General features: G+C 44.1%; 26 protein-coding genes. 25 read left to right on the forward strand and 1 reads right to left on the reverse strand.

Annotation, left to right across the window (positions count from 1 at the left end; genetic code table 11):
* The first annotated feature begins 18 nt into the window (after positions 1-18).
* From QOW94_RS08420 to QOW94_RS08540, 25 genes are all read left to right on the forward strand, one after another.
* Positions 19-2,364: a phage/plasmid primase, P4 family gene (locus tag QOW94_RS08420; RefSeq protein ID WP_283679932.1), complete on the forward strand. Its 2,346-nt coding sequence runs from the start codon at positions 19-21 to the stop codon at positions 2,362-2,364.
* A gap of 261 nt (positions 2,365-2,625) precedes the next feature.
* Positions 2,626-2,937, forward strand: coding sequence for a VRR-NUC domain-containing protein (locus tag QOW94_RS08425; protein WP_283679957.1), 312 nt, complete (start codon positions 2,626-2,628; stop codon positions 2,935-2,937).
* A 2-nt stretch (positions 2,938-2,939) separates the two neighbouring features.
* Complete coding sequence (locus QOW94_RS08430; RefSeq protein ID WP_283679958.1) at positions 2,940-3,203, forward strand: acyl carrier protein; 264 nt, start codon at positions 2,940-2,942, stop codon at positions 3,201-3,203.
* On the forward strand, positions 3,184-3,681 hold the full coding sequence (locus QOW94_RS08435) for a transcriptional regulator (protein ID WP_283679933.1): 498 nt from the start codon (positions 3,184-3,186) through the stop codon (positions 3,679-3,681). Before QOW94_RS08430 ends, QOW94_RS08435 begins: the two co-directional genes overlap by 20 nt.
* Complete coding sequence (locus QOW94_RS08440; protein WP_283679934.1) at positions 3,674-4,072, forward strand: DUF1642 domain-containing protein; 399 nt, start codon at positions 3,674-3,676, stop codon at positions 4,070-4,072. The genes QOW94_RS08435 and QOW94_RS08440 overlap by 8 nt, the downstream gene beginning before the upstream one ends.
* Positions 4,065-4,274: a hypothetical protein gene (locus tag QOW94_RS08445; protein WP_283679935.1), complete on the forward strand. Its 210-nt coding sequence runs from the start codon at positions 4,065-4,067 to the stop codon at positions 4,272-4,274. The genes QOW94_RS08440 and QOW94_RS08445 overlap by 8 nt, the downstream gene beginning before the upstream one ends.
* A gap of 88 nt (positions 4,275-4,362) precedes the next feature.
* Positions 4,363-4,836 (forward strand): hypothetical protein, encoded by a 474-nt coding sequence (locus tag QOW94_RS08450; protein WP_283679936.1) that lies wholly within the window; start codon positions 4,363-4,365, stop codon positions 4,834-4,836.
* 11 nt (positions 4,837-4,847) lie between these two features.
* Positions 4,848-5,261, forward strand: a complete 414-nt coding sequence (locus QOW94_RS08455; protein WP_283679937.1) for a DUF722 domain-containing protein — start codon at positions 4,848-4,850, stop codon at positions 5,259-5,261.
* A 248-nt stretch (positions 5,262-5,509) separates the two neighbouring features.
* Positions 5,510-6,001 carry a phBC6A51 family helix-turn-helix protein gene (locus tag QOW94_RS08460; RefSeq protein ID WP_283679938.1) on the forward strand — a complete coding sequence of 164 codons (492 nt, stop codon included), beginning with the start codon at positions 5,510-5,512 and terminating at the stop codon, positions 5,999-6,001.
* Positions 5,976-7,313 (forward strand): PBSX family phage terminase large subunit, encoded by a 1,338-nt coding sequence (locus QOW94_RS08465; RefSeq protein ID WP_283679939.1) that lies wholly within the window; start codon positions 5,976-5,978, stop codon positions 7,311-7,313. The genes QOW94_RS08460 and QOW94_RS08465 overlap by 26 nt, the downstream gene beginning before the upstream one ends.
* Complete coding sequence (locus tag QOW94_RS08470) at positions 7,304-8,731, forward strand: phage portal protein (RefSeq protein ID WP_502867263.1); 1,428 nt, start codon at positions 7,304-7,306, stop codon at positions 8,729-8,731. Before QOW94_RS08465 ends, QOW94_RS08470 begins: the two co-directional genes overlap by 10 nt.
* Complete coding sequence (locus QOW94_RS08475; RefSeq protein WP_283679941.1) at positions 8,715-10,571, forward strand: minor capsid protein; 1,857 nt, start codon at positions 8,715-8,717, stop codon at positions 10,569-10,571. Before QOW94_RS08470 ends, QOW94_RS08475 begins: the two co-directional genes overlap by 17 nt.
* The gene (locus tag QOW94_RS08480) at positions 10,561-10,740 is read left to right on the forward strand and encodes a hypothetical protein (RefSeq protein ID WP_283679942.1); all 180 of its coding nucleotides are present in this window, start codon (positions 10,561-10,563) and stop codon (positions 10,738-10,740) included. Before QOW94_RS08475 ends, QOW94_RS08480 begins: the two co-directional genes overlap by 11 nt.
* A 116-nt stretch (positions 10,741-10,856) precedes the next feature.
* On the forward strand, positions 10,857-11,417 hold the full coding sequence (locus tag QOW94_RS08485; protein ID WP_283679943.1) for a phage scaffolding protein: 561 nt from the start codon (positions 10,857-10,859) through the stop codon (positions 11,415-11,417).
* Between the two features lie 2 nt (positions 11,418-11,419).
* A complete protein-coding gene (locus tag QOW94_RS08490) occupies positions 11,420-12,364 on the forward strand; it encodes a capsid protein (protein WP_283679944.1) in 945 nt (314 codons plus the stop codon).
* A 16-nt stretch (positions 12,365-12,380) separates the two neighbouring features.
* Entirely contained in the window at positions 12,381-13,094 is a 714-nt protein-coding gene (locus tag QOW94_RS08495) for a hypothetical protein (RefSeq protein ID WP_283679945.1), read from the forward strand.
* A 12-nt stretch (positions 13,095-13,106) separates the two neighbouring features.
* The gene (locus QOW94_RS08500; protein ID WP_283679946.1) at positions 13,107-13,487 is read left to right on the forward strand and encodes a head-tail connector protein; all 381 of its coding nucleotides are present in this window, start codon (positions 13,107-13,109) and stop codon (positions 13,485-13,487) included.
* The gene (locus QOW94_RS08505) at positions 13,484-13,885 is read left to right on the forward strand and encodes a hypothetical protein (RefSeq protein WP_283679947.1); all 402 of its coding nucleotides are present in this window, start codon (positions 13,484-13,486) and stop codon (positions 13,883-13,885) included. The genes QOW94_RS08500 and QOW94_RS08505 overlap by 4 nt, the downstream gene beginning before the upstream one ends.
* A complete protein-coding gene (locus QOW94_RS08510; RefSeq protein WP_283679948.1) occupies positions 13,866-14,270 on the forward strand; it encodes an HK97 gp10 family phage protein in 405 nt (134 codons plus the stop codon). The genes QOW94_RS08505 and QOW94_RS08510 overlap by 20 nt, the downstream gene beginning before the upstream one ends.
* Positions 14,270-14,695 carry a phage tail terminator family protein gene (locus QOW94_RS08515; RefSeq protein ID WP_349630355.1) on the forward strand — a complete coding sequence of 142 codons (426 nt, stop codon included), beginning with the start codon at positions 14,270-14,272 and terminating at the stop codon, positions 14,693-14,695. The genes QOW94_RS08510 and QOW94_RS08515 overlap by 1 nt, the downstream gene beginning before the upstream one ends.
* The gene (locus tag QOW94_RS08520; RefSeq protein WP_283679950.1) at positions 14,673-14,840 is read left to right on the forward strand and encodes a hypothetical protein; all 168 of its coding nucleotides are present in this window, start codon (positions 14,673-14,675) and stop codon (positions 14,838-14,840) included. Before QOW94_RS08515 ends, QOW94_RS08520 begins: the two co-directional genes overlap by 23 nt.
* A complete protein-coding gene (locus QOW94_RS08525) occupies positions 14,840-16,258 on the forward strand; it encodes a phage tail sheath C-terminal domain-containing protein (RefSeq protein ID WP_283679951.1) in 1,419 nt (472 codons plus the stop codon). Before QOW94_RS08520 ends, QOW94_RS08525 begins: the two co-directional genes overlap by 1 nt.
* 18 nt (positions 16,259-16,276) lie before the next feature.
* Complete coding sequence (locus QOW94_RS08530) at positions 16,277-16,774, forward strand: phage tail tube protein (RefSeq protein ID WP_283679952.1); 498 nt, start codon at positions 16,277-16,279, stop codon at positions 16,772-16,774.
* Between the two features lie 37 nt (positions 16,775-16,811).
* The gene (locus QOW94_RS08535; protein WP_283679953.1) at positions 16,812-17,228 is read left to right on the forward strand and encodes a phage tail assembly chaperone; all 417 of its coding nucleotides are present in this window, start codon (positions 16,812-16,814) and stop codon (positions 17,226-17,228) included.
* Between the two features lie 89 nt (positions 17,229-17,317).
* Positions 17,318-17,449, forward strand: coding sequence for a hypothetical protein (locus QOW94_RS08540; RefSeq protein WP_283679954.1), 132 nt, complete (start codon positions 17,318-17,320; stop codon positions 17,447-17,449).
* A 6-nt stretch (positions 17,450-17,455) separates the two neighbouring features.
* Here the strand turns inward: QOW94_RS08540 and QOW94_RS08545 are convergent.
* Positions 17,456-17,644, reverse strand: a 189-nt coding sequence (locus tag QOW94_RS08545) for an IS3 family transposase (protein WP_283679956.1), incomplete at its 5' end; no start/stop codon positions are given.

Here is a 17,644-nt window from a genome sequence, read left to right on the forward strand (position 1 = left end):
CCAGGAGGTTAATCGCGTATGTATGAAAAGGTCCCAACTGAACTAAAAAAATTGACCCGTTGGGGATGTTTCAAAAAAATCTGGAAGCCTGAACGCAAAAAATATACCAAGATACCGATTGACCCCCATACCGGTAGAGGAGGCAAAAGTAATGATGAACAAACTTGGACAGACTTTGATACCGCCGTAGCGGCGGTTAGCCGTTTGCACCTAGACGGCTTAGCTTTTTATTTCAAACCGCCGTACATCGGCATTGACGTGGATAACGTTTCGGATGAGATCGAAGAGTACACCCACGGGGATTCAGATAACATCGTTAGCGATTTTATGAACCATACGAATAGTTACACCGAGATATCCTTATCCGGCAAAGGAATTCATATTATCGTCAAGGGCAAGATTCCTGGCGATAAGCGGCGTCATAAAAACTGTGAAATGTACGAAAATGGTCGCTTCTTTGCGTTTACGGGTAATTTCTTTGGAAATCCCAAAAATAGTTTGATTCGGGAAGTTAGCGTGGACTATCTCTATCGAAAATATATCGCCCCTGAAAATAAGGTGGTTGATTTATTTGAGGCTACTCCAGTGAACCCACCGCGCATCAATGACCTATCGACTAATGAGATCATCAAAGCAGCCGCTAACAGCAAAAGTGGTGAGCGGTTCATCCGTTTATATCGAGGTGAATGGTCAGGTTTGTACGAAAGCCAATCAGAAGCGGATATCGCTTTTGCTAATGACTTAGCTTTTTGGACCGCCAAAGATTTTGCCAAGATGGATGATATCTTCCGCAGTTCTGGTTTGATGCGCAATAAATACGACGAGAAACATGGTAAAACCACCTATGGCGTGGGTATCTTAAACAAGGCCATTGCGGACACGACGCACACGTATCAGCCTAAAGATAAACCGAAAGATGATTTTTACTTATCGATTCCAGGAGTCAATCAGCCACGTCAGAAGAAAGCTAAGGCCAAAATCTATTCCTATGATGACACCGGTAATGCGCAACGATTCTATGACCGATTCCATAAAATTGCCAAGTATGACACCATCAACCGCAAATTCATGTATTTTGATGGGCAAATTTGGAACGAAGACAATAAATTCGTGGTTGCACGGTTATTTGATAAGGTCGTTGACCAATTAGCCGAGGAACCGCTCCATTCGATCCCTGGCAAAGAGGACGATGAAGAAGCCGCCCAACAAGCCCGTGGTAAGTTTATTCGCAAATCGCGGCAGAATGCTGGTAAAACTTCGGCGCTCAAAGAAATCGAAAAATTGATACCAGTAACGCCAGAGGAATTTGATCAAGAGTTGAATATCCTCAATACCCAGAGTGGTTATGTTGACCTCTCCAATGGAGAGTTACATGAAACGACTTATAAAAATCATTTCACGAAAATCACCAAAGCTGAGTATTCACCCACGGCAGAAGCTGATGCCTGGCAACAGTTCTTACACCAGATATTTTTGGGCAATGATGAGCTGATCGAGTACATGCAAAAGCTAGTCGGTTACGCGTTGACCGGTACGATGAAGGAACAACTGTTTATTGTCTTACACGGTAAAGGTGATATCGATAACGGGGCCAATGGTAAATCGGTGTTTGTCGAAACTTTACGGCAAGTGTTTGGTGATTATGCCATCAATATCAAACCTGAAGTTTTATTGGTTAATAAATACGGTACGGCTGATAGTGCCACGTTATCCACTCTAGCTCAGATGAAAGGAGCACGTTTTGTAGCCACGTCAGAAACTGAAGATGGTGCGCGGTTATCAGAATCTTTAATCAAAAGGCTGACTGGTGGGGAAGCAATCACCGCTAAGAAGTTATACGCGGAGCCGTTTACCTTTATGCCGACTGGCACGATATTCATGTCTACGAACAATAAACCCATTATCCGCGGGATGGATCATGGTATTTGGCGCCGGTTAGTATTTATCCCATTCCTAGCTAGTATTCCTGAATCTCAAAAAGATACTTCTTTAACCGATAAGCTCCTTAGAGAACGCAATGGCATTCTCAACTGGGCCGTTGATGGGGCGTTGATGTATCAAAAAGATGGTTTAAACCCGCCTCATCAAGTACAAGCTGAAAAAGAGAGCTATCGTGGGGAAATGGATACCGTGGGCCAATTCTTGTCTGAGTCGGCAGTGTTTGATAAATCATATCGCACGTCGTTTGCGGATATTGCCCTAGCTTGGGATGAGTGGGAACACATCCACGGTACGAATATGAGCAAGAATAAATTGAATCGTGAACTTGGTAATCGGTATGAGCGTTATCGCACTAACCAAGAACGGGGGTTTATTGGTTTTAAAATAAAATCCAATCAAAACCATAAGAAATACAATTTTTAAGTGACGCTTAATGACATAAGGTGTCACTGCTATTAACGCTATGGTGCGTAAGGCTTTCTAACTATTTTAGTGTCATATATGACGTATATCTATATACCCCTTAAAAAAAAAAAAAATAAACATAAATATATATAGTTAATAGGAAAAATCGTCGAAAAGCGTCATATTTTGGGTAGTTAGTAGCCATAAATGCAGTTATATCAAGGGTTTGACGCGTGACACCTAGTGTCACGATAGGCGTCATTAGAGGAGGTAAGGAAACTGACAGCAGAACATCAGATTCAAAACGACATTCGCGTCGCCTTATCATCTCGTGGATGTACTATTTTCAGGGCCAATGTTGGCAAAGTAAAGATGGAAAATGGTCGGTGGTTTGATACCGGCTTGCCGAAGGGCTTTCCTGATCTCTGCGGGTTCCGAAAGAGCGATGGCAAAATGATTTTTATCGAAGTTAAGAACGAACGAGGCCGTTTACGAGCCGACCAGAAACAATTCGCGGAATTTATCGAACAATATCCCGTCATTTATGGCGTATGTAGGAGTGTAGCAGATGCAATCAAGTTAATTGAATAGCCATAGGGGGCGATAGTATGAATCTAATGAAATTAGTTAATGAATTAGAGCGGGAGTACGGGTCAATGAGTAAGGTGCCACCAACTGATATTCGGTTGGCCGAGTTGCATAAATTGAGTGGCCATCCAGACCCAGAGAATAAAGCATTGAACAGCAAGATCGGGTTACTGGTAGCACACGACCTGACTGACATGGAGATTGCTAACGTGCTAAATATATCCGTGGAAGTGGTTCGCAATCGGCGCTATGCCAATAGTAGGTGGTGACATGGATATGGTTGACCAACAATTATTGACGTTAGTCAGGCAATTGGAGCAAACGGTGGCTGCTGACTCTGTGTATGGTTCGGTGGCCGAGATTCCGGATGACTATCCAGGGTTAGCAGCGATTCGCAAAATCACGCGCAAGTATAACCGCCAAGATGGGCGGTTGACGGGTTCCCGTAACGAACGGATCAAGGAGCTATTTTTAGCTGGCGAAAGTAACGGGGAAATCGCCAAGAAGTTAGATATTTCTATTTCGGTGGTCAAGGGCGTCGTGCGAAAGTTAGGCCCGTCTGGTTTCGAGGCTGTCTACGATATTTACAAAGGGCAGACGCTATTATGCTCTGGCACGATAGCTGAAGTGGCGGAACAGTTACAGGTTAAGAATGAAACCGTCCGGTTCTACATCAATTCGCGAGCCAAGCGGTTCGGCAATCAAACGTGGGGCGTCAGAGTCGGTAGGAGGTTAAAAGATGACTGAAAAGGTTAAAGTACCAACGGAATTTGCAGAGTGGTTACGGAGTAAATGCAGTTTACCCCTTAATGACATTCACAGGAAAATCAGTGTGATTTCGATAATTAACACCGTATATGACAATGTGGCCGCGTTTCCAGACCCCATTGAGTTACAGAATAGAAATGCTCTGAAATGGATATACCATAACTATGAAACGGCAGTCCGAGCTGTGATAGATGGCTATAAAGTAGAAGATCCTAAGCAAGGCTTTAAGTTAGCTGATGGTAATTATGTATTGTATTTTGAACTGAGCATTGGTAACAACAAATCTTTTGTCCCTTTAGATAACAAGTACTTAGCATTCGCTCAAAAGTACTTCAAAGGCGAGGTAGTTACGGAGGATGAAGATGACTAGAGAAGAAAGGGTGCTTAGAAAGCTTGAGCAAATCCTTATTAATGATATTAAAACAAACTCTGTTCCCGAATATTATGATTTGGAGGATGAAAATCAGATTCGTGCCGATGCAATGAATGACGGAGTAAAAGTTGCTCTGTATGAAATTGGTGAATTAATTAAAGAGTTAAAAGGCAAGGTAGTCGAGGAGGACGACAAATAAATGATCGATATCTTAACACAGCAAACATGCCCATATTGCCAGCATGGTGAGGATATCACCGAAGATAAAAAAACTGGTGTTTCAATCAATGGAAATAAACTACTTATTTTTTATGATTCTGGCATGGTGGCAGATGAAGTGGCAAGTATCAATTATTGCCCAATGTGTGGGCGGTGCCTATGAAACACGCAAAATCAAAATATTATATATGGCAGACGTTGGCAGGCATGGTTATCGCCGGAGTGACGATCACGTTTCTCGCCCTCATCTGCATGGGTATCAGTTACACCAGTCCTCTGCTGGCCGTCCTCCTCTTCGTGGGGGTGCTACTGGGATTGGCGGTGTTTCTATGACGGTTATAGTTCATGCTCACTGGGCGATGGTTGATGAGGCCACCGAGATTTACCTAGTCGGTAAGTTTCTGTACTTCTATCACGTGGATGAGGTACCTAACTTTAGGGTCGGTGACCACATCACTAAGGCCGATATTGGGCATCCCTTTAAATGGCAAGGGTGGAGTTGGCAGAATATACCACAGGGAGCAATTCGTTTATTTAAGTAAGGGAGTATTTTATGGAAAAAGCATTATTTAATTATATCGCTGAGATTATTTCGGACTATCCTGAAACAGACCATTATATCAAAGAGCGGGAAGATGAATTAATGAATCAATTCCAAGAATTCAAGGATGAAAATGTTGGCGGTGGCCGTGCTCAGTTCAAACAGAACACGGGCGTTGAAGATATGGCAATTACCTTATCTGAAGACCGCAAGTTAAATAATTTACGGAGACATGCGATTGCCGTCAAGAAATGTTTGGACACCTCCGATGATACAACTAATCTGATCATTAAAGAATTGTACTTGCAAAAACATCAATACCTAACCATTGCGGGTGTGGCGGCAAAAGTCTATCTCTCTGACCGAGCAGTTAGAGAACGACGAAATCGGTTCTTTGAATCCGTGGCCAAAGAACTAGGCTTATAACGCTTCCGTTTTTCTTCCGTTTTTGAGGGTTAATCTGAACTAAATTGGTAGTATGGAAAATGGCTAAGGGAAGACGTTTTCCAAATATAAAAAATCCCCGATCCGATAAGAAATTGTATTACGTATATAAAAACCTCAGCTAGTTAGCTGGGGTTTATTTAGTAGATACCGGTAGTCGTCATGGTGGTTCGACTCCATCAGTCTGCATTATTAAATCAACCGAATCCAAGGAGGCGTGGTGATATGACATGAGTTACAAAAGTTTACGGGACGGCGTTTTTGGGCAATTAGATATTAAACGTCAAAAAGCAATTACCTTACTTTTTGCTGATGAGCTGTCCGATGAGCAAATTGCAAAAACTGTAAACCGTTCACGACAGACATTAGCTAAATGGAAAAAAGAGCCTAAGTTTATCGAAGCTCAGCAAGAGTATCGTCGTAGGTTTGTCGACGATAAGGTGCCGGACGTACTTAAAGAACTCTATCGCTTGGCCAGTAAAGCTAAGTCTGAAATGGTACGGTTGCAAGCTATCCAAACGATTCTAAGTATGGCAGGCTTTGCAACCCAAGATGCTGACCCTGAATTACTAGAAGCCCAGCACGATAGAGCTAAAGCGGATGCTAAGAAAGCCAAGGCAGAAGCGGACATTGCTGAGTACAACGCTAAGTTAATGACCCATCCTGAAGACATGGCAGAGAAAGTGGTGATCCAAGATGACTTCACTGACCAAGACAATTAAATTAAGTGAAGCTGTCCAACCCCATTTCAAAACGTTATGGAATACTGATTGTCCGTACATCATTGCACGTGGAGGCCGTGGTAGTTTTAAGTCCTCGACGATATCACTAAAGCTCGTGGTCATGATGAAGAAACAGACGCAGCTCAATCACCGCATCAATATCGTGTGTCTGCGTGAGAATGCTACGTACTTACGTGATTCCGTTTATGACCAGATTACGTGGGCGTTATCCATGTTGAATTTAACGGATGAGTTCATGTTTCGGACGTCACCATTACGGATCATTCACCGACGGACCAAGAGCACGTTCTACTTCTATGGCGTGGATGACCCATTCAAACTGAAGTCTAATACGATTGGACGCATTGCTGCCTTATGGTACGAAGAAGCGGCGAACTTCAAAAGTGCCGAAGTGTTTGACCAAACTAACCCCACCTTCTTGCGACAGAAATCAGAATACTTCGATTACGTACCGATATTCTATTCGTACAACCCACCAAAGAACCCGTACGATTGGATCAATGAATGGGTGGATGATAAGCGGGGCGACCCTGATTATTTCATTGATTCATCCAGTTACTTAGATGACGAGCTAGGAGTAACCACGCCTCAGCAATTGAAACTTATCGAGACGTACAAAGAAAATGATTATGACTATTATCGTTACTTGTATCTTGGTGAAGCCGTTGGCTTGGGGACAAATGTGTACAACATGAACCTATTTCATCCCTTGACCGAGTTGCCGAGTGATGACCCCATTCAGAAAGTAGCGTATGCCATTGATGCTGGGCATATGAATTCAGCAACTACCTGTTTAGCGGTGGGTATCACGGCTAAGAACCGTACGATATTGCTAGATACTTATTACTACTCACCAATGAACCAGAGTTATAAGAAAGCACCGAGTGACTTGGTGCCGGAGATCAAGGAGTTCATTGATAAGGTCAATGAACAGTATCAAGTACCAGTCTTGAAATACACCATTGATTCAGCCGAAGGAGCGTTACGAAATGAGTTCGTTAAAGAGGCTGGGTTGCATTGGCACGGCGTGGTTAAGACTGACGAAGCGGATATGATCGACTTCGTCTCTAACATCTTAGCTCAAGGTCGTGTCTTTTATTTGGATATTCCTGCTAATCAGATATTCATTCAGCAACATCGCCAGTATCAATGGGATGAGAAAACGATCCAATCAGATAAACCTAAAGTTATCAAAGAAAATGACCATACCTGTGACGCATTTAAATATCTAATTATTGATAATGCCGCAGTGCTGGGCATTAAGAGAGGAGGCTTCGTACCGTGGACGTAAAAACCATGAAACAATTATTAGTAAATACCGACATGCGACGAAACGCATTTAACGCGCGCTTCGATACGTCAGTTAGGTATTACTTGAACCGTAACGATATCACCTCGAAGAACAACGGTGAATCCAAACTTGATAAGAAGGCTAAGGATGAACCTTTGCGGTCAGCAGATAATCGGGTCAGTTCTAATTTCCACCAATTGTTAGTTGACCAGGAGGCTGGTTACTTAGCCACTGATAGGCCACAGATTGATGTTGAAGATGAGCAACTCAACGACAATATTGACGATACGCTGGGTGACAACTTCCCCTTACGTTTGAATCAGTTAGTCGTGGATGCTGCTAATGCAGGTGTGGCTTGGGTCCATTACTGGTTAGATGCGGACAAACAGTTCCGCTATGGTATCGTGCCACCTGACCAAGTGACGCCGATCTATTCCAGTGACTTAGACCAGAAGCTTCTAGCCGTGCGGAGAACGTACGACCAGTTAGATCCTGATAGTGGCAAGCAATATACCGTCCACGAATACTGGACAGACAAGGATGTCACCGTCTTTCGTTCGCAAAAACCTGGCTATGCTGACTTAGAGCCATATGCCACACGGTTCCAATACTATGACGTGACCACAGGGGCGGAGATGGGACAGGGCAATGTGTATCAGCATGACTTTGGGCGCATCCCTTTCATTGAGTTTCCGAAGAACAAGTACCGCATCCCAGATTTGTATAAATACAAGGGTCTGATTGATGTGTTTGATGATGTCTACAATGGCTTTGTCAATGATGTGGATGACGTGCAACAAGTTATCCTCATCCTCACTAACTATGGTGGTGAGTCACTCAGTGAGTTCAAGAAAGCCTTGAAGGAAGACAAGGCCGTTAAGTTTGAATCAATGGGGACGGGTGATAAATCTGGGCTAGATAAACTAACTATCGACATTCCCGTTGATGCTCGGAACTCCCTGATGGAAGTCACTAAGTCCGACATCTTCGTGCATGGTCAAGGAATTGACCCGACTAAATTTCTCATCAACAACGCTTCAGGTGCTGCTATCAAGATGTTGTATTCGCATCTGGAACTTAAAGCATCAATGACTGAAGCGTACTTCAGGGATGCTTTGACTGAACTCATTCGGGCCATCATGAAGTGGCTCGGTGTGGCGGATGCTGATAGTCGTAAGATTACGCAGACTTGGCAACGGACAGCTATTCAAAATGATTTGGAGAATGCGCAGAAGGTTGCTACCGTGGCTCAGTATTCTAGTGATGAAGCCATTGCTAAGAGCAATCCGCTCGTGGATGATTGGCAACAAGAACTCGCTGACCGCAGTGATGATATCGTCAAACGAGATGGTTACGAAGCTGATCCGAATGTACTCAACGGACTGAATGGCGGTGAGGATGATGAGCCTACCGAATAAGCAGTATTGGCAGAACCGTTATTTGACCGTAAAAGCCCGTCAGTTGAAGAACACGGCTGAGTATGAACGAGCATTACAACCAGAGTTAAACGGCTTGTATCGTGAGTTACATGGCGAATTAGACACTTACTACACGCGCTATGCGAACAACGAAGGTATCTCGAAGGAAGAAGCGCAAAAAATCCTTAGTGGTATCTCCACGAAGCACTGGCAGATGACTTTAGATGAGTTTGAAGCCAAGGCTAAAGCCGGTGGTCATGACCAAGAACTGAACTCCGAATACTACCGTTCCCGTATCGCACGCTTGCAAGCATTGGAGCAACAACTCAGACAACACACGGCGACCTTTGCCGGCAGTCGTACTGAACAGATGCGCACCGCATTGCAGGACCAGTACACTGATTCGTATATGCGGACGCTGTACAATCTGCAGGTCGAGACCGCTAGTATCAACGGTAACTTTGCTCGGTTCAGTCCCGAACAACTTCGCATGGTCGTCAGTCGTCCGTGGGCTAAGGATGGCAAGGACTTCTCCCAACGGATATGGCGCAATTACCGTGATGAGATGCCCAGCCAATTGATGGATTCGATACTTCGCGGTAGTTTGCTGGGTTATTCTCATCAACGCATTGAACGGATGTTTCATGCCCGTTTCAATGACATTAAGCGCAAGGACATCCACCGACTGATCATCACTGAGATGAGTCATGTGCAAGAAGAAGCCACGTTTAAAGGCTACGAAGAACAAGGGTTAGAGAAGTACGAGTACATGGCAACGCTAGAAACTCACACTTGTCACATCTGTGCCCAACTCGATGGCAAAGAGTTCCCCGTTAAGAAACGCATCCCTGGTGAGAACTACCCGCCCATCCATCCGCACTGCCGTTGCACAACGGTTCCTGTCGTGGATGACATCCCTAAATCTGACGAGCGGTGGAGTCGTGACCCAGAAACGGGCAAGGCTAAGCCTATCAAGCAGATGACCTTTGATGAGTGGCAAAAGATGGTCAATGGTGAGAAGCCAACTAAGCAGGGTTCAATCAATTTAGATGATATACTTAATGTGGACACAAGGGACAAGCTGAATAAGTTGACTCCTAACGGTGCCCAAATGTTTATTGACCATCTTGCCCAAGCACCAGAAGAGATGCAACGGCTGTATTACGATAATCGTGATAAGTTTGTGATTGATTCAGTGGATCGCAAGGGTGGGTCATATTATTCATTAGGTAGGATTCATTTCAATCCAAATGATATTGAATCGGCTGACCACCCAAGTCGGAACAACATTGACACGGTCTTTCATGAATTTGCCCATGCCATTGACTTTGACCCAACACGTCGCATGGAATATGTAAGTAAACGCTACTTGAAGACTGGAATTAAGGAATACCCAATTGAGAAGACCTATCAAGCGTCTGGTCAGACTAAGTATGATCTAGCTGCTTCATTACGGGCTGAGGCTCGTCAGGTTACGGATGGTTTGTATGAAAAATACGGTGATTTGTTTACCAAAGCAAACTGGAAAAAGGAAGCCATTCGTGGCGATTCGACCAACTGGCATCAATATTCCGATGTGTCCGATATGATCGAAGGTTCAACCCCAGAACATTTGAACCTTGGGTTTGGTCATGGACCAGGTTATTGGAGTAGTCGGGTTACTAAGAGTTTGAAAGGGACTAACGGGATGACTGAAGCTGAATTCTTTGCGGAATGTACATCAGCTACGGTCAATAACCCAAGGTCATTAGCTCAAATCAAGGAATGGTTCCCTGAATCGTATAAGATATATGAGCAAATCGTTAAGGATATCAATGAGGAGAATAGCCATGCAAAATAAAGACTATGACCACATGAATGAAGCTGAATTGATGGATGCTTATGAAGCTAAGTTCAACGTCAGCTTTCCAATCTTAGCCAGTGATGGTGACCCGAATGAATTAATGCGGATCGCTTTAAAGACAGGTAAGCCCTACGAACCACATTACAGTGAAGATAGAATATATTAAGTAGACGCCGAACCCAGGTGTCTTTTGTTTTGACCTGAGCAAGTCGTAAAACTGCTCTTTAATTATGCCTTGATTGTGGTCGCCCCACGTAAAATATTGCGAGAGAGGATATTGCTATGAAACGTGAACAATTAAAAGAACTTGAACTATCTGATGAACAGATCGAGAAAATCATGAGTTTGAATGGTGCTGATATCGAGAAAGCCAAGAGTGGTAGTGATACGCTCCAACAGGAAAACGAATCGCTAAAAACTCAAATCAGTGAACGGGATAAGGACTTGAAAGGTCTGCAAAAACAGGTGAAAGATAATGCTGAATTGTCTAGCCAACTTGAAGAATGGCAGACCAAATACAAGACTGATACCGAGACACTTACTAACGAGTTGCAACAAACTAAGCTCAACGGGGCATTGAACAATGCTTTGGCTTCAGCTAAGGTCCGCAACCCCAAAGCCGCTGAAGCTTTGCTTGATATGGATAACATCAAACTAACTGAAGACGGTCAGCTTGAAGGTTTAGATGGTCAAATTGCTGAGCTCAAAAAGACAGATGCCTATCTGTTTGACGAGGGCAACGATTCAACTTACCAACCCCAAGGTGGTAATGGTTCAAAAGATACGAGTCAAGTTCAGACCCTGGTTGACATTTTCAACCCTAATTCGAAAGGAGATAATTAATAATGCCAAGTGTTGTTAATTACGCAGAAGCCTACCAACAAGCAATCGTTGATGGCTTTTATACAGATTACTTATATACCAATGCCTTGTGGCAATCACCATCTAACGCTTCCGTCAGTTTCGTGAACGCTAAGACCGTTAAATTACCAAAACTTACTATCGACGAAGGTCGTAAGGACCGTCAACGGCGAACGATCACTTCACCAATCACCAACTACTCAACTGATTGGATCCCAAAGCAATTGGCCTTTGACCGTTACTGGGATACTCTCGTTGATCCATTGGACGTGGACGAAACTAACCAACTCGTTACTGTTGGCAATGTTACTCGCCAATTCAACATCCAACAAAAGTTGCCTGAAGATGATAGTTACATGACTTCAAAGCTCTACAAAGAGAAAGTTGCCGCTAATAACGTTAAAGATGAAGGTGGTCTCTACACTGACGCCTTGACGGCTGATAACGTCCTTGAAATCTACGACAAGATGATGGAAGACATGGACGAAGCAAGAGTACCTGCGACTGGCCGTTTGCTTTACGTAACTCCAGCCGTTAATACTTTGCTCAAGACTGCTGCAGCTAAGAACCGAACTATCATGATCTCAACGCCAGACGCAATCGCTAGAACCGTGCGTTCATTGGACGAAGTAACTATCGTGGTTGTGCCATCTGACTTGATGGACACGGATTACGACTTCACCTCTGGTGCTAAGCGTAAGGATGATGCCCAAGCTATCCAGATGTTCTTGATCCAAAACGGTGCCCAAATCGCGCCGATCAAGTACACCTTTGTTGGCTTAGACCAACCATCAGCGCAAACTGCTGGTAACTTCCTCTACTACGAACAAGCATACGAAGATGTTTTCCTATTGCCTGGTCGTGCTACTGGTTATGCTGCCGTTACTGGTGCTAAAAAGGCTAAAGCTGCTCCTGCTAAGAAATCCTAGTTAGGAGGTGTGCCCAATGGAACTAAAAGTTTATAAAGGCACGGAATTAGTTGGTACGGGTAGTGCTGAAGCTAAGGTGTTTGTCGCTTTGGAGCCTAACGAATATCCGGCTGGTACGTTTGTTGGCAAGGTATTTGATGGTGATACAGAGATCGCTAGTTATGAGTTCCCAGCGTTTACCGTAGAAGATAAAGTCAAGCCAGGGGATAACGTAATCGATACTGCAAGGACACCGTTCGTACTGTTTGACTCGATTGATGTTGACACTGATGCTGATATTATTGACACCAATACTGGTCAGCCGAGTGGTGATAAGGTACACGTGTTTAAGGGCCACACCATCACCACGGATGTTGACCTCTCTAAACTACCTGCTGGATTAAAAGTCAGCATGGTCAATAATAACCTTGTCCTAAATGTAGAGCTGGCTGCATTAACCGGCCAGCCGTTGCAGTTTGGAGCATACAGCCAAAAAATTACAGATGTTAAACAAAACATCAGCAACTATGATGATGTAGTCGCCGGCATTTCAATCAGGAAGGAAGATTTGACTAACGATAATTTATTGCTAGAACTTTCTGACCAGAAGGTCAATTTGAAAATGATTGATGATTATACCTTGCAGATCAATGGTACAGCCGGTAACGGGAACGCTTACTCAAATCAAAGTGTTCCAGGACAAGGTAGTGTATCTGACGCCTTTGCCATTCAGTCAATCACGGCCTATTAGGAGGTGTTCTATATGGATAAACATCCCCGCTGGGATCATCTGATTGAACAGGTTCGGGTGTTGAATCCGAACACCCCTGAGAACCCTAACTATCAGACGATCCTTGATTTTGTTTTAGATAAAGTTATCAATGATGTGGCGAATTACACCCACATCCCGATCCTTGATTTACCGGAAGAACTCGACCAGACGATCATTGCGTTATGTACGTTGATGATCACGACGCATGGGCTACTCGTGCCCCTCACAAATACGGGTAGTTTGACCGAGGGTGATACTTCGGTCACGTTTAAATCACCGGCTGAGATATATGCGGCAATTTTAAAAATCAATCCAATTACTGATGATTATGTGATGCAGCTCAATCAGTTTAGGGTGGTGAAGCGACCATGATGCAAGATGCGTATAAAGCAATGGGTGCAGTGCTACCAACATTGTGGTTCGATAAAGTTACTATCTATGGCGTCACTGATACCACTGATGGCGTGTTTGCCGACAGTGAACCCTCTCTCATCGTGGAGGATGAACCGGCTAAGATATCCCGTAAATCACTGAAACCATCTCAACAGTCGTACTTCGGTACGGATGAGTATGATGTGGTGATGTATATTCGTACCGGCATTGATATCCCCGCTGGTAGCACTGTGTGGGTGACTGATACCAATGGTCATAAGACTAAGTACAAACAGACTGGTAAAGCCTACACCGGTTATGTATCTCACCTGGAAGTGGCAATGATTCGGGACGAGAAAGCAAAGGAAGTGGTCACTCATGGCATTCGGAACAATTGATGATGCTGAGTTTCAAGCCTTTGCTAACCGCGTTAAGAACAAAGTCGCTGCTAAAGAAGCCGTCCATAAAGTCGGCCAAGGAATGCAGAAACTGGCTAACGTAGCGATTCGTGACGTTAAGGGCAATACACCCGTTGATACTGGTCGTTTACGGGGTGCTTGGAACACGAGTGGCATGAGTTATGGTGGCGGTTCGTTCTCATTTGAACTCCAAAACAATACTGAATACGCTGGGTTCGTTGAGAATGGTCACCGCACACGTGGCGGTGGTTCATGGGTGCCTGGGCAGTTCTTCTTGAAGAAGTCCCTCGTCCACATTGAAGGTCAGTTTCCAACTACTTTTCAGCCGATATTTGATGAGGCACTAAGGGGGTTGTTAGATTGATGAAAATAGTTGAACGGATTGCTAACGAGCTTCACCGCTTGCAACCTACCTTGCCGATTTATCGAGAGAACCAGCCCGCTGGTTTTAAGGAACCGAGTTTCTTTATTACCCGTGTGACCACCGTGTCACGCCCCGAATTATTTGAACGCCAGAACCGGTCATATTACTATCAGATCGTATATTTCCCTGACCCTGCTAAGAAGACCAATGTTCAGTTGGAGGTAATGGAAGAGTTCCTATTGGATAACTTCCTGAGTCTAGCGGACTTTGCGTATATCAGAGAACGTGAATTCACCGAATCGGATGGGGCCTTGACTATGACGTTCAAAGTTCAGTTACGGGCTTACCCTCAACGGGAGACGACTATGCTCGAAACAATGAAGTACAAAGGAGGTCTTGCCGGTGGCTCGCAAACAACAAACTAAATATCCCAAAGAAGCTCTGGTTGATAGCCAGGGCTTTTCTATTGTTGAAAAAGATATCCTAGCTGTCGTTCTGAATGACAATCAACTCTATTCCGTAGACGACGCTAGAAAAGAAATTAAGAAGTTTAAAGGAGGAATCCATTAATGGCAGGAGGAACATGGACAAGCCAGAATAAAGTGCGTCCTGGTGCTTATATCAACACCAAAGCTGCGGCTCAACCTAAAGTTGATACGACTTTAGGCCGGACGTTACTAATTAACTCAACCCAGTTGGATTGGGGTAAAGATGGCGTAATTGAATTGAATAACAGCTCAGATTTTCAAGCTGCGTTAGGAACAAAGCTCACTGACCCTAAGTTTGCCGCATTACGGGAGACACTCAAAGGTGCCTTGACCGTATTGTTATTGAATGCGAACGCAGGGGACAAAGCGAAGTACGAAGATGCAGCGTTACCTTGGAATTTTGAGGCTAAGTATGCAGGGACTAAGGGTAATGATTTAACCGTCACTGTGGAAAAAGACCCTAGTGATGCTACTCGCATTACGGTCAAGACGATTTTTGGCACTGAATTAGTGGACCAACAAACCGTTAGAACCACTACCGCCAGAGCCTTACAAAGCAATGAGTACGTCGACGTAGTGTTTACCGGTGATAACACTGAACCAATACCTGAAGTATTACCAGTTGATGGTGGTGCTGAGTTCTCCGTGGAAGCTGGTAAAGCTAAACTTGAAGCCTTAGCTGCTTCAACCACTTACAAGTTAGCTGGTGGGACATCAACCGAAAGTGATGTTACTGCTAAGCTCAATGATGCCTTGGAAACTGAGCAATACAACACGGTCACTACTGCTGGCTTCAAGCCAGACGATAACATCCACAAGTTAGTAGCTCAGATGGTCAAACGTCTTCGTGAAGATGAAGGCTACAAAGTTAGAGCCGTGTTGCCATACCTTGAAGGTGATAGTTATGACTATGAAGGAGTTTCAGTGGTTACCAACGGAGTTGAATTGGCTGATGGTACCAAACTTGATACCACCACCGCTACTGGTTGGTTTGCTGGAGCATCAGCAGCCGCTGGGGCTGGTAAGTCATTGACTTATGCCATCTACCCAGAGGCGGTCAGTGCTTATCCACGCTTGAACAACGAGCAAACTATCAAAGCATTGACTAGTGGTCAGATTGTCTTCACTACGCGGCGGGATGGTTCTGTCGTGGTTGAACAAGACTTGAATACCCTCAGTACCTTCACTGATGACAAGCCAAAAGACTTCCGCAAGAACCAGGTTATCAGAACCCTTGATACCATTGCGACTAACACACAACTCGTCTTTGAGACCCAGTTCATTGGCAAAGTCGCAAACGATGCCACTGGCCGTGGACTATTTAAAGTAAATCGTGTGAGTTATTTACGGGACTTAGCTGATGCTAGTGTCATTGATGGCTTTGATCCTGAGGACATTGACGTGCAACCAGGTAATGACAAGGATTCTATCTTAGTCAACCTAGCCGTTACGCCAACTGACGCAATGGAAAAACTCTACATGACCATCACTGTACACTAGGAAAGGAGCGATTAAACTATGGCATACAATGAAAATGAATCAGTATCAACTGTCGGCCAATTTTTGAACGGCCGTGATACTATCTCGACTAAAGACGCTAAGATTTTCATCAATTTCGGCAATCACATCTGGCCCATGATCGAATGTAACCAATTCGCCGCTAAGCTAGAGAAGAACAAGGAAGATGTACAAACCCTTGGCTCACGGTGGAAGCACAAGAAGACCACTTCTGTTGAAGGAACTGGGACTCTTGGCGGTTACGTTATCAGCTCAAACTGGGCTAAATACGCACTGCCATACATCCAAGGTGGCAAGGACTTATACTTTGAAGCCACGATGGAAATTGAGGACCCAACTTCAATCGCTGGTAAACAAACCATTTTGTTCAAGGATGTGAACTTGGATGACGTGCCATTCGCTGACTTTGAAGCGGATGATGACGTTATGCAATGGGAATCAGACTTCACTTTTGAAGGTGTGGAGTTAGTTGAAGCCTTCACTGGCTTTGAAGAATAATCGATACAGACAATAACGAATAATGGAGGGCAATCACATGGCACAAGTAAATATTGCGGATTTCTTAGCGGAAAACGTCGATCATGAAATTAAGAAACAAGAAGTTAAATTACCCCGCTTCAAGTCACCATTTATCTTGAAGGAACTCACGAATGACGAGAACGAGGCATTACAGAAGCGCTACACAAAGCAACGCAAGAACCCTAGGACTGGTCAAGTTGAACGTGATATTGACCAAACAGGGTATGCCGAAGCATTCGTGGCAGCTTCAGTTATTCAACCTGATTTGAACAATGCTGAATTACAAAAGTCTTATGCCACTATGGGTGACGCTGTAGCAACTTTGAAGAAGATGCTCAAACTCAATGAGTTTATGGACCTGACGCAAAAAGCACAACAGTTATCCGGTATCGGTGAGACCCTCGAAGATGAGGTAAAAGAAGTAAAAAAATAATTCGTGATGGTGATAGCCCAGAATTCCAATACTACCACTATGTCATGAATGAATATCATTGGAGACCGGCTGAATGGCTGGCACTATCCATGAAAGAAAAAGCCCTCGTTATTGCTGGAATCGACATTCGGATCAAGCAAGAAAAAGAAGAACAAAAGAAGGCTGAACGAAAGGCTAGATCTAAGGCGGAGCTACTCCGTGTCAAGCGGACAGTTAAATAATTAAAATTAGGCAATCTTATTTGAGGCATGATTTCGATATTCTATCGGAGTCATGCCTTTTAGTGTTGATTGGCGGCGATTGAAGTTATACCAATTGATACACTCCTCAATCTCGCTATTCATTTCGTTCTTGGTTATACGGTTGTGAAATTGGAAATATTCTTCTTTTATGTGACTCCAAAAACTTTCTATTGG

It is taken from the genome of Lentilactobacillus sp. Marseille-Q4993 (genome assembly GCF_951230165.1).
Lineage (GTDB): Bacteria > Bacillota > Bacilli > Lactobacillales > Lactobacillaceae > Lentilactobacillus.

Bases quoted from the DNA above. Each gene is read 5' to 3' on its own strand.
- QOW94_RS08420 (WP_283679932.1), top strand. From the start codon at position 19: ATGTATGAAAAGGTCCCAACTGAACTAAAAAAATTGACCCGTTGGGGA.
- QOW94_RS08435 (WP_283679933.1), top strand. From the start codon at position 3,184: ATGCCAATAGTAGGTGGTGACATGGATATGGTTGACCAACAATTATTG.
- QOW94_RS08440 (WP_283679934.1), top strand. From the start codon at position 3,674: ATGACTGAAAAGGTTAAAGTACCAACGGAATTTGCAGAGTGGTTACGG.
- QOW94_RS08445 (WP_283679935.1), top strand. From the start codon at position 4,065: ATGACTAGAGAAGAAAGGGTGCTTAGAAAGCTTGAGCAAATCCTTATT.
- QOW94_RS08450 (WP_283679936.1), top strand. From the start codon at position 4,363: ATGGAAATAAACTACTTATTTTTTATGATTCTGGCATGGTGGCAGATG.
- QOW94_RS08455 (WP_283679937.1), top strand. From the start codon at position 4,848: ATGGAAAAAGCATTATTTAATTATATCGCTGAGATTATTTCGGACTAT.
- QOW94_RS08460 (WP_283679938.1), top strand. From the start codon at position 5,510: ATGAGTTACAAAAGTTTACGGGACGGCGTTTTTGGGCAATTAGATATT.
- QOW94_RS08465 (WP_283679939.1), top strand. From the start codon at position 5,976: ATGACTTCACTGACCAAGACAATTAAATTAAGTGAAGCTGTCCAACCC.
- QOW94_RS08475 (WP_283679941.1), top strand. From the start codon at position 8,715: ATGAGCCTACCGAATAAGCAGTATTGGCAGAACCGTTATTTGACCGTA.
- QOW94_RS08480 (WP_283679942.1), top strand. From the start codon at position 10,561: ATGCAAAATAAAGACTATGACCACATGAATGAAGCTGAATTGATGGAT.
- QOW94_RS08485 (WP_283679943.1), top strand. From the start codon at position 10,857: ATGAAACGTGAACAATTAAAAGAACTTGAACTATCTGATGAACAGATC.
- QOW94_RS08490 (WP_283679944.1), top strand. From the start codon at position 11,420: ATGCCAAGTGTTGTTAATTACGCAGAAGCCTACCAACAAGCAATCGTT.
- QOW94_RS08495 (WP_283679945.1), top strand. From the start codon at position 12,381: ATGGAACTAAAAGTTTATAAAGGCACGGAATTAGTTGGTACGGGTAGT.
- QOW94_RS08500 (WP_283679946.1), top strand. From the start codon at position 13,107: ATGGATAAACATCCCCGCTGGGATCATCTGATTGAACAGGTTCGGGTG.
- QOW94_RS08505 (WP_283679947.1), top strand. From the start codon at position 13,484: ATGATGCAAGATGCGTATAAAGCAATGGGTGCAGTGCTACCAACATTG.
- QOW94_RS08510 (WP_283679948.1), top strand. From the start codon at position 13,866: ATGGCATTCGGAACAATTGATGATGCTGAGTTTCAAGCCTTTGCTAAC.
- QOW94_RS08515 (WP_349630355.1), top strand. From the start codon at position 14,270: ATGAAAATAGTTGAACGGATTGCTAACGAGCTTCACCGCTTGCAACCT.
- QOW94_RS08525 (WP_283679951.1), top strand. From the start codon at position 14,840: ATGGCAGGAGGAACATGGACAAGCCAGAATAAAGTGCGTCCTGGTGCT.
- QOW94_RS08530 (WP_283679952.1), top strand. From the start codon at position 16,277: ATGGCATACAATGAAAATGAATCAGTATCAACTGTCGGCCAATTTTTG.
- QOW94_RS08535 (WP_283679953.1), top strand. From the start codon at position 16,812: ATGGCACAAGTAAATATTGCGGATTTCTTAGCGGAAAACGTCGATCAT.
- QOW94_RS08540 (WP_283679954.1), top strand. From the start codon at position 17,318: ATGAAAGAAAAAGCCCTCGTTATTGCTGGAATCGACATTCGGATCAAG.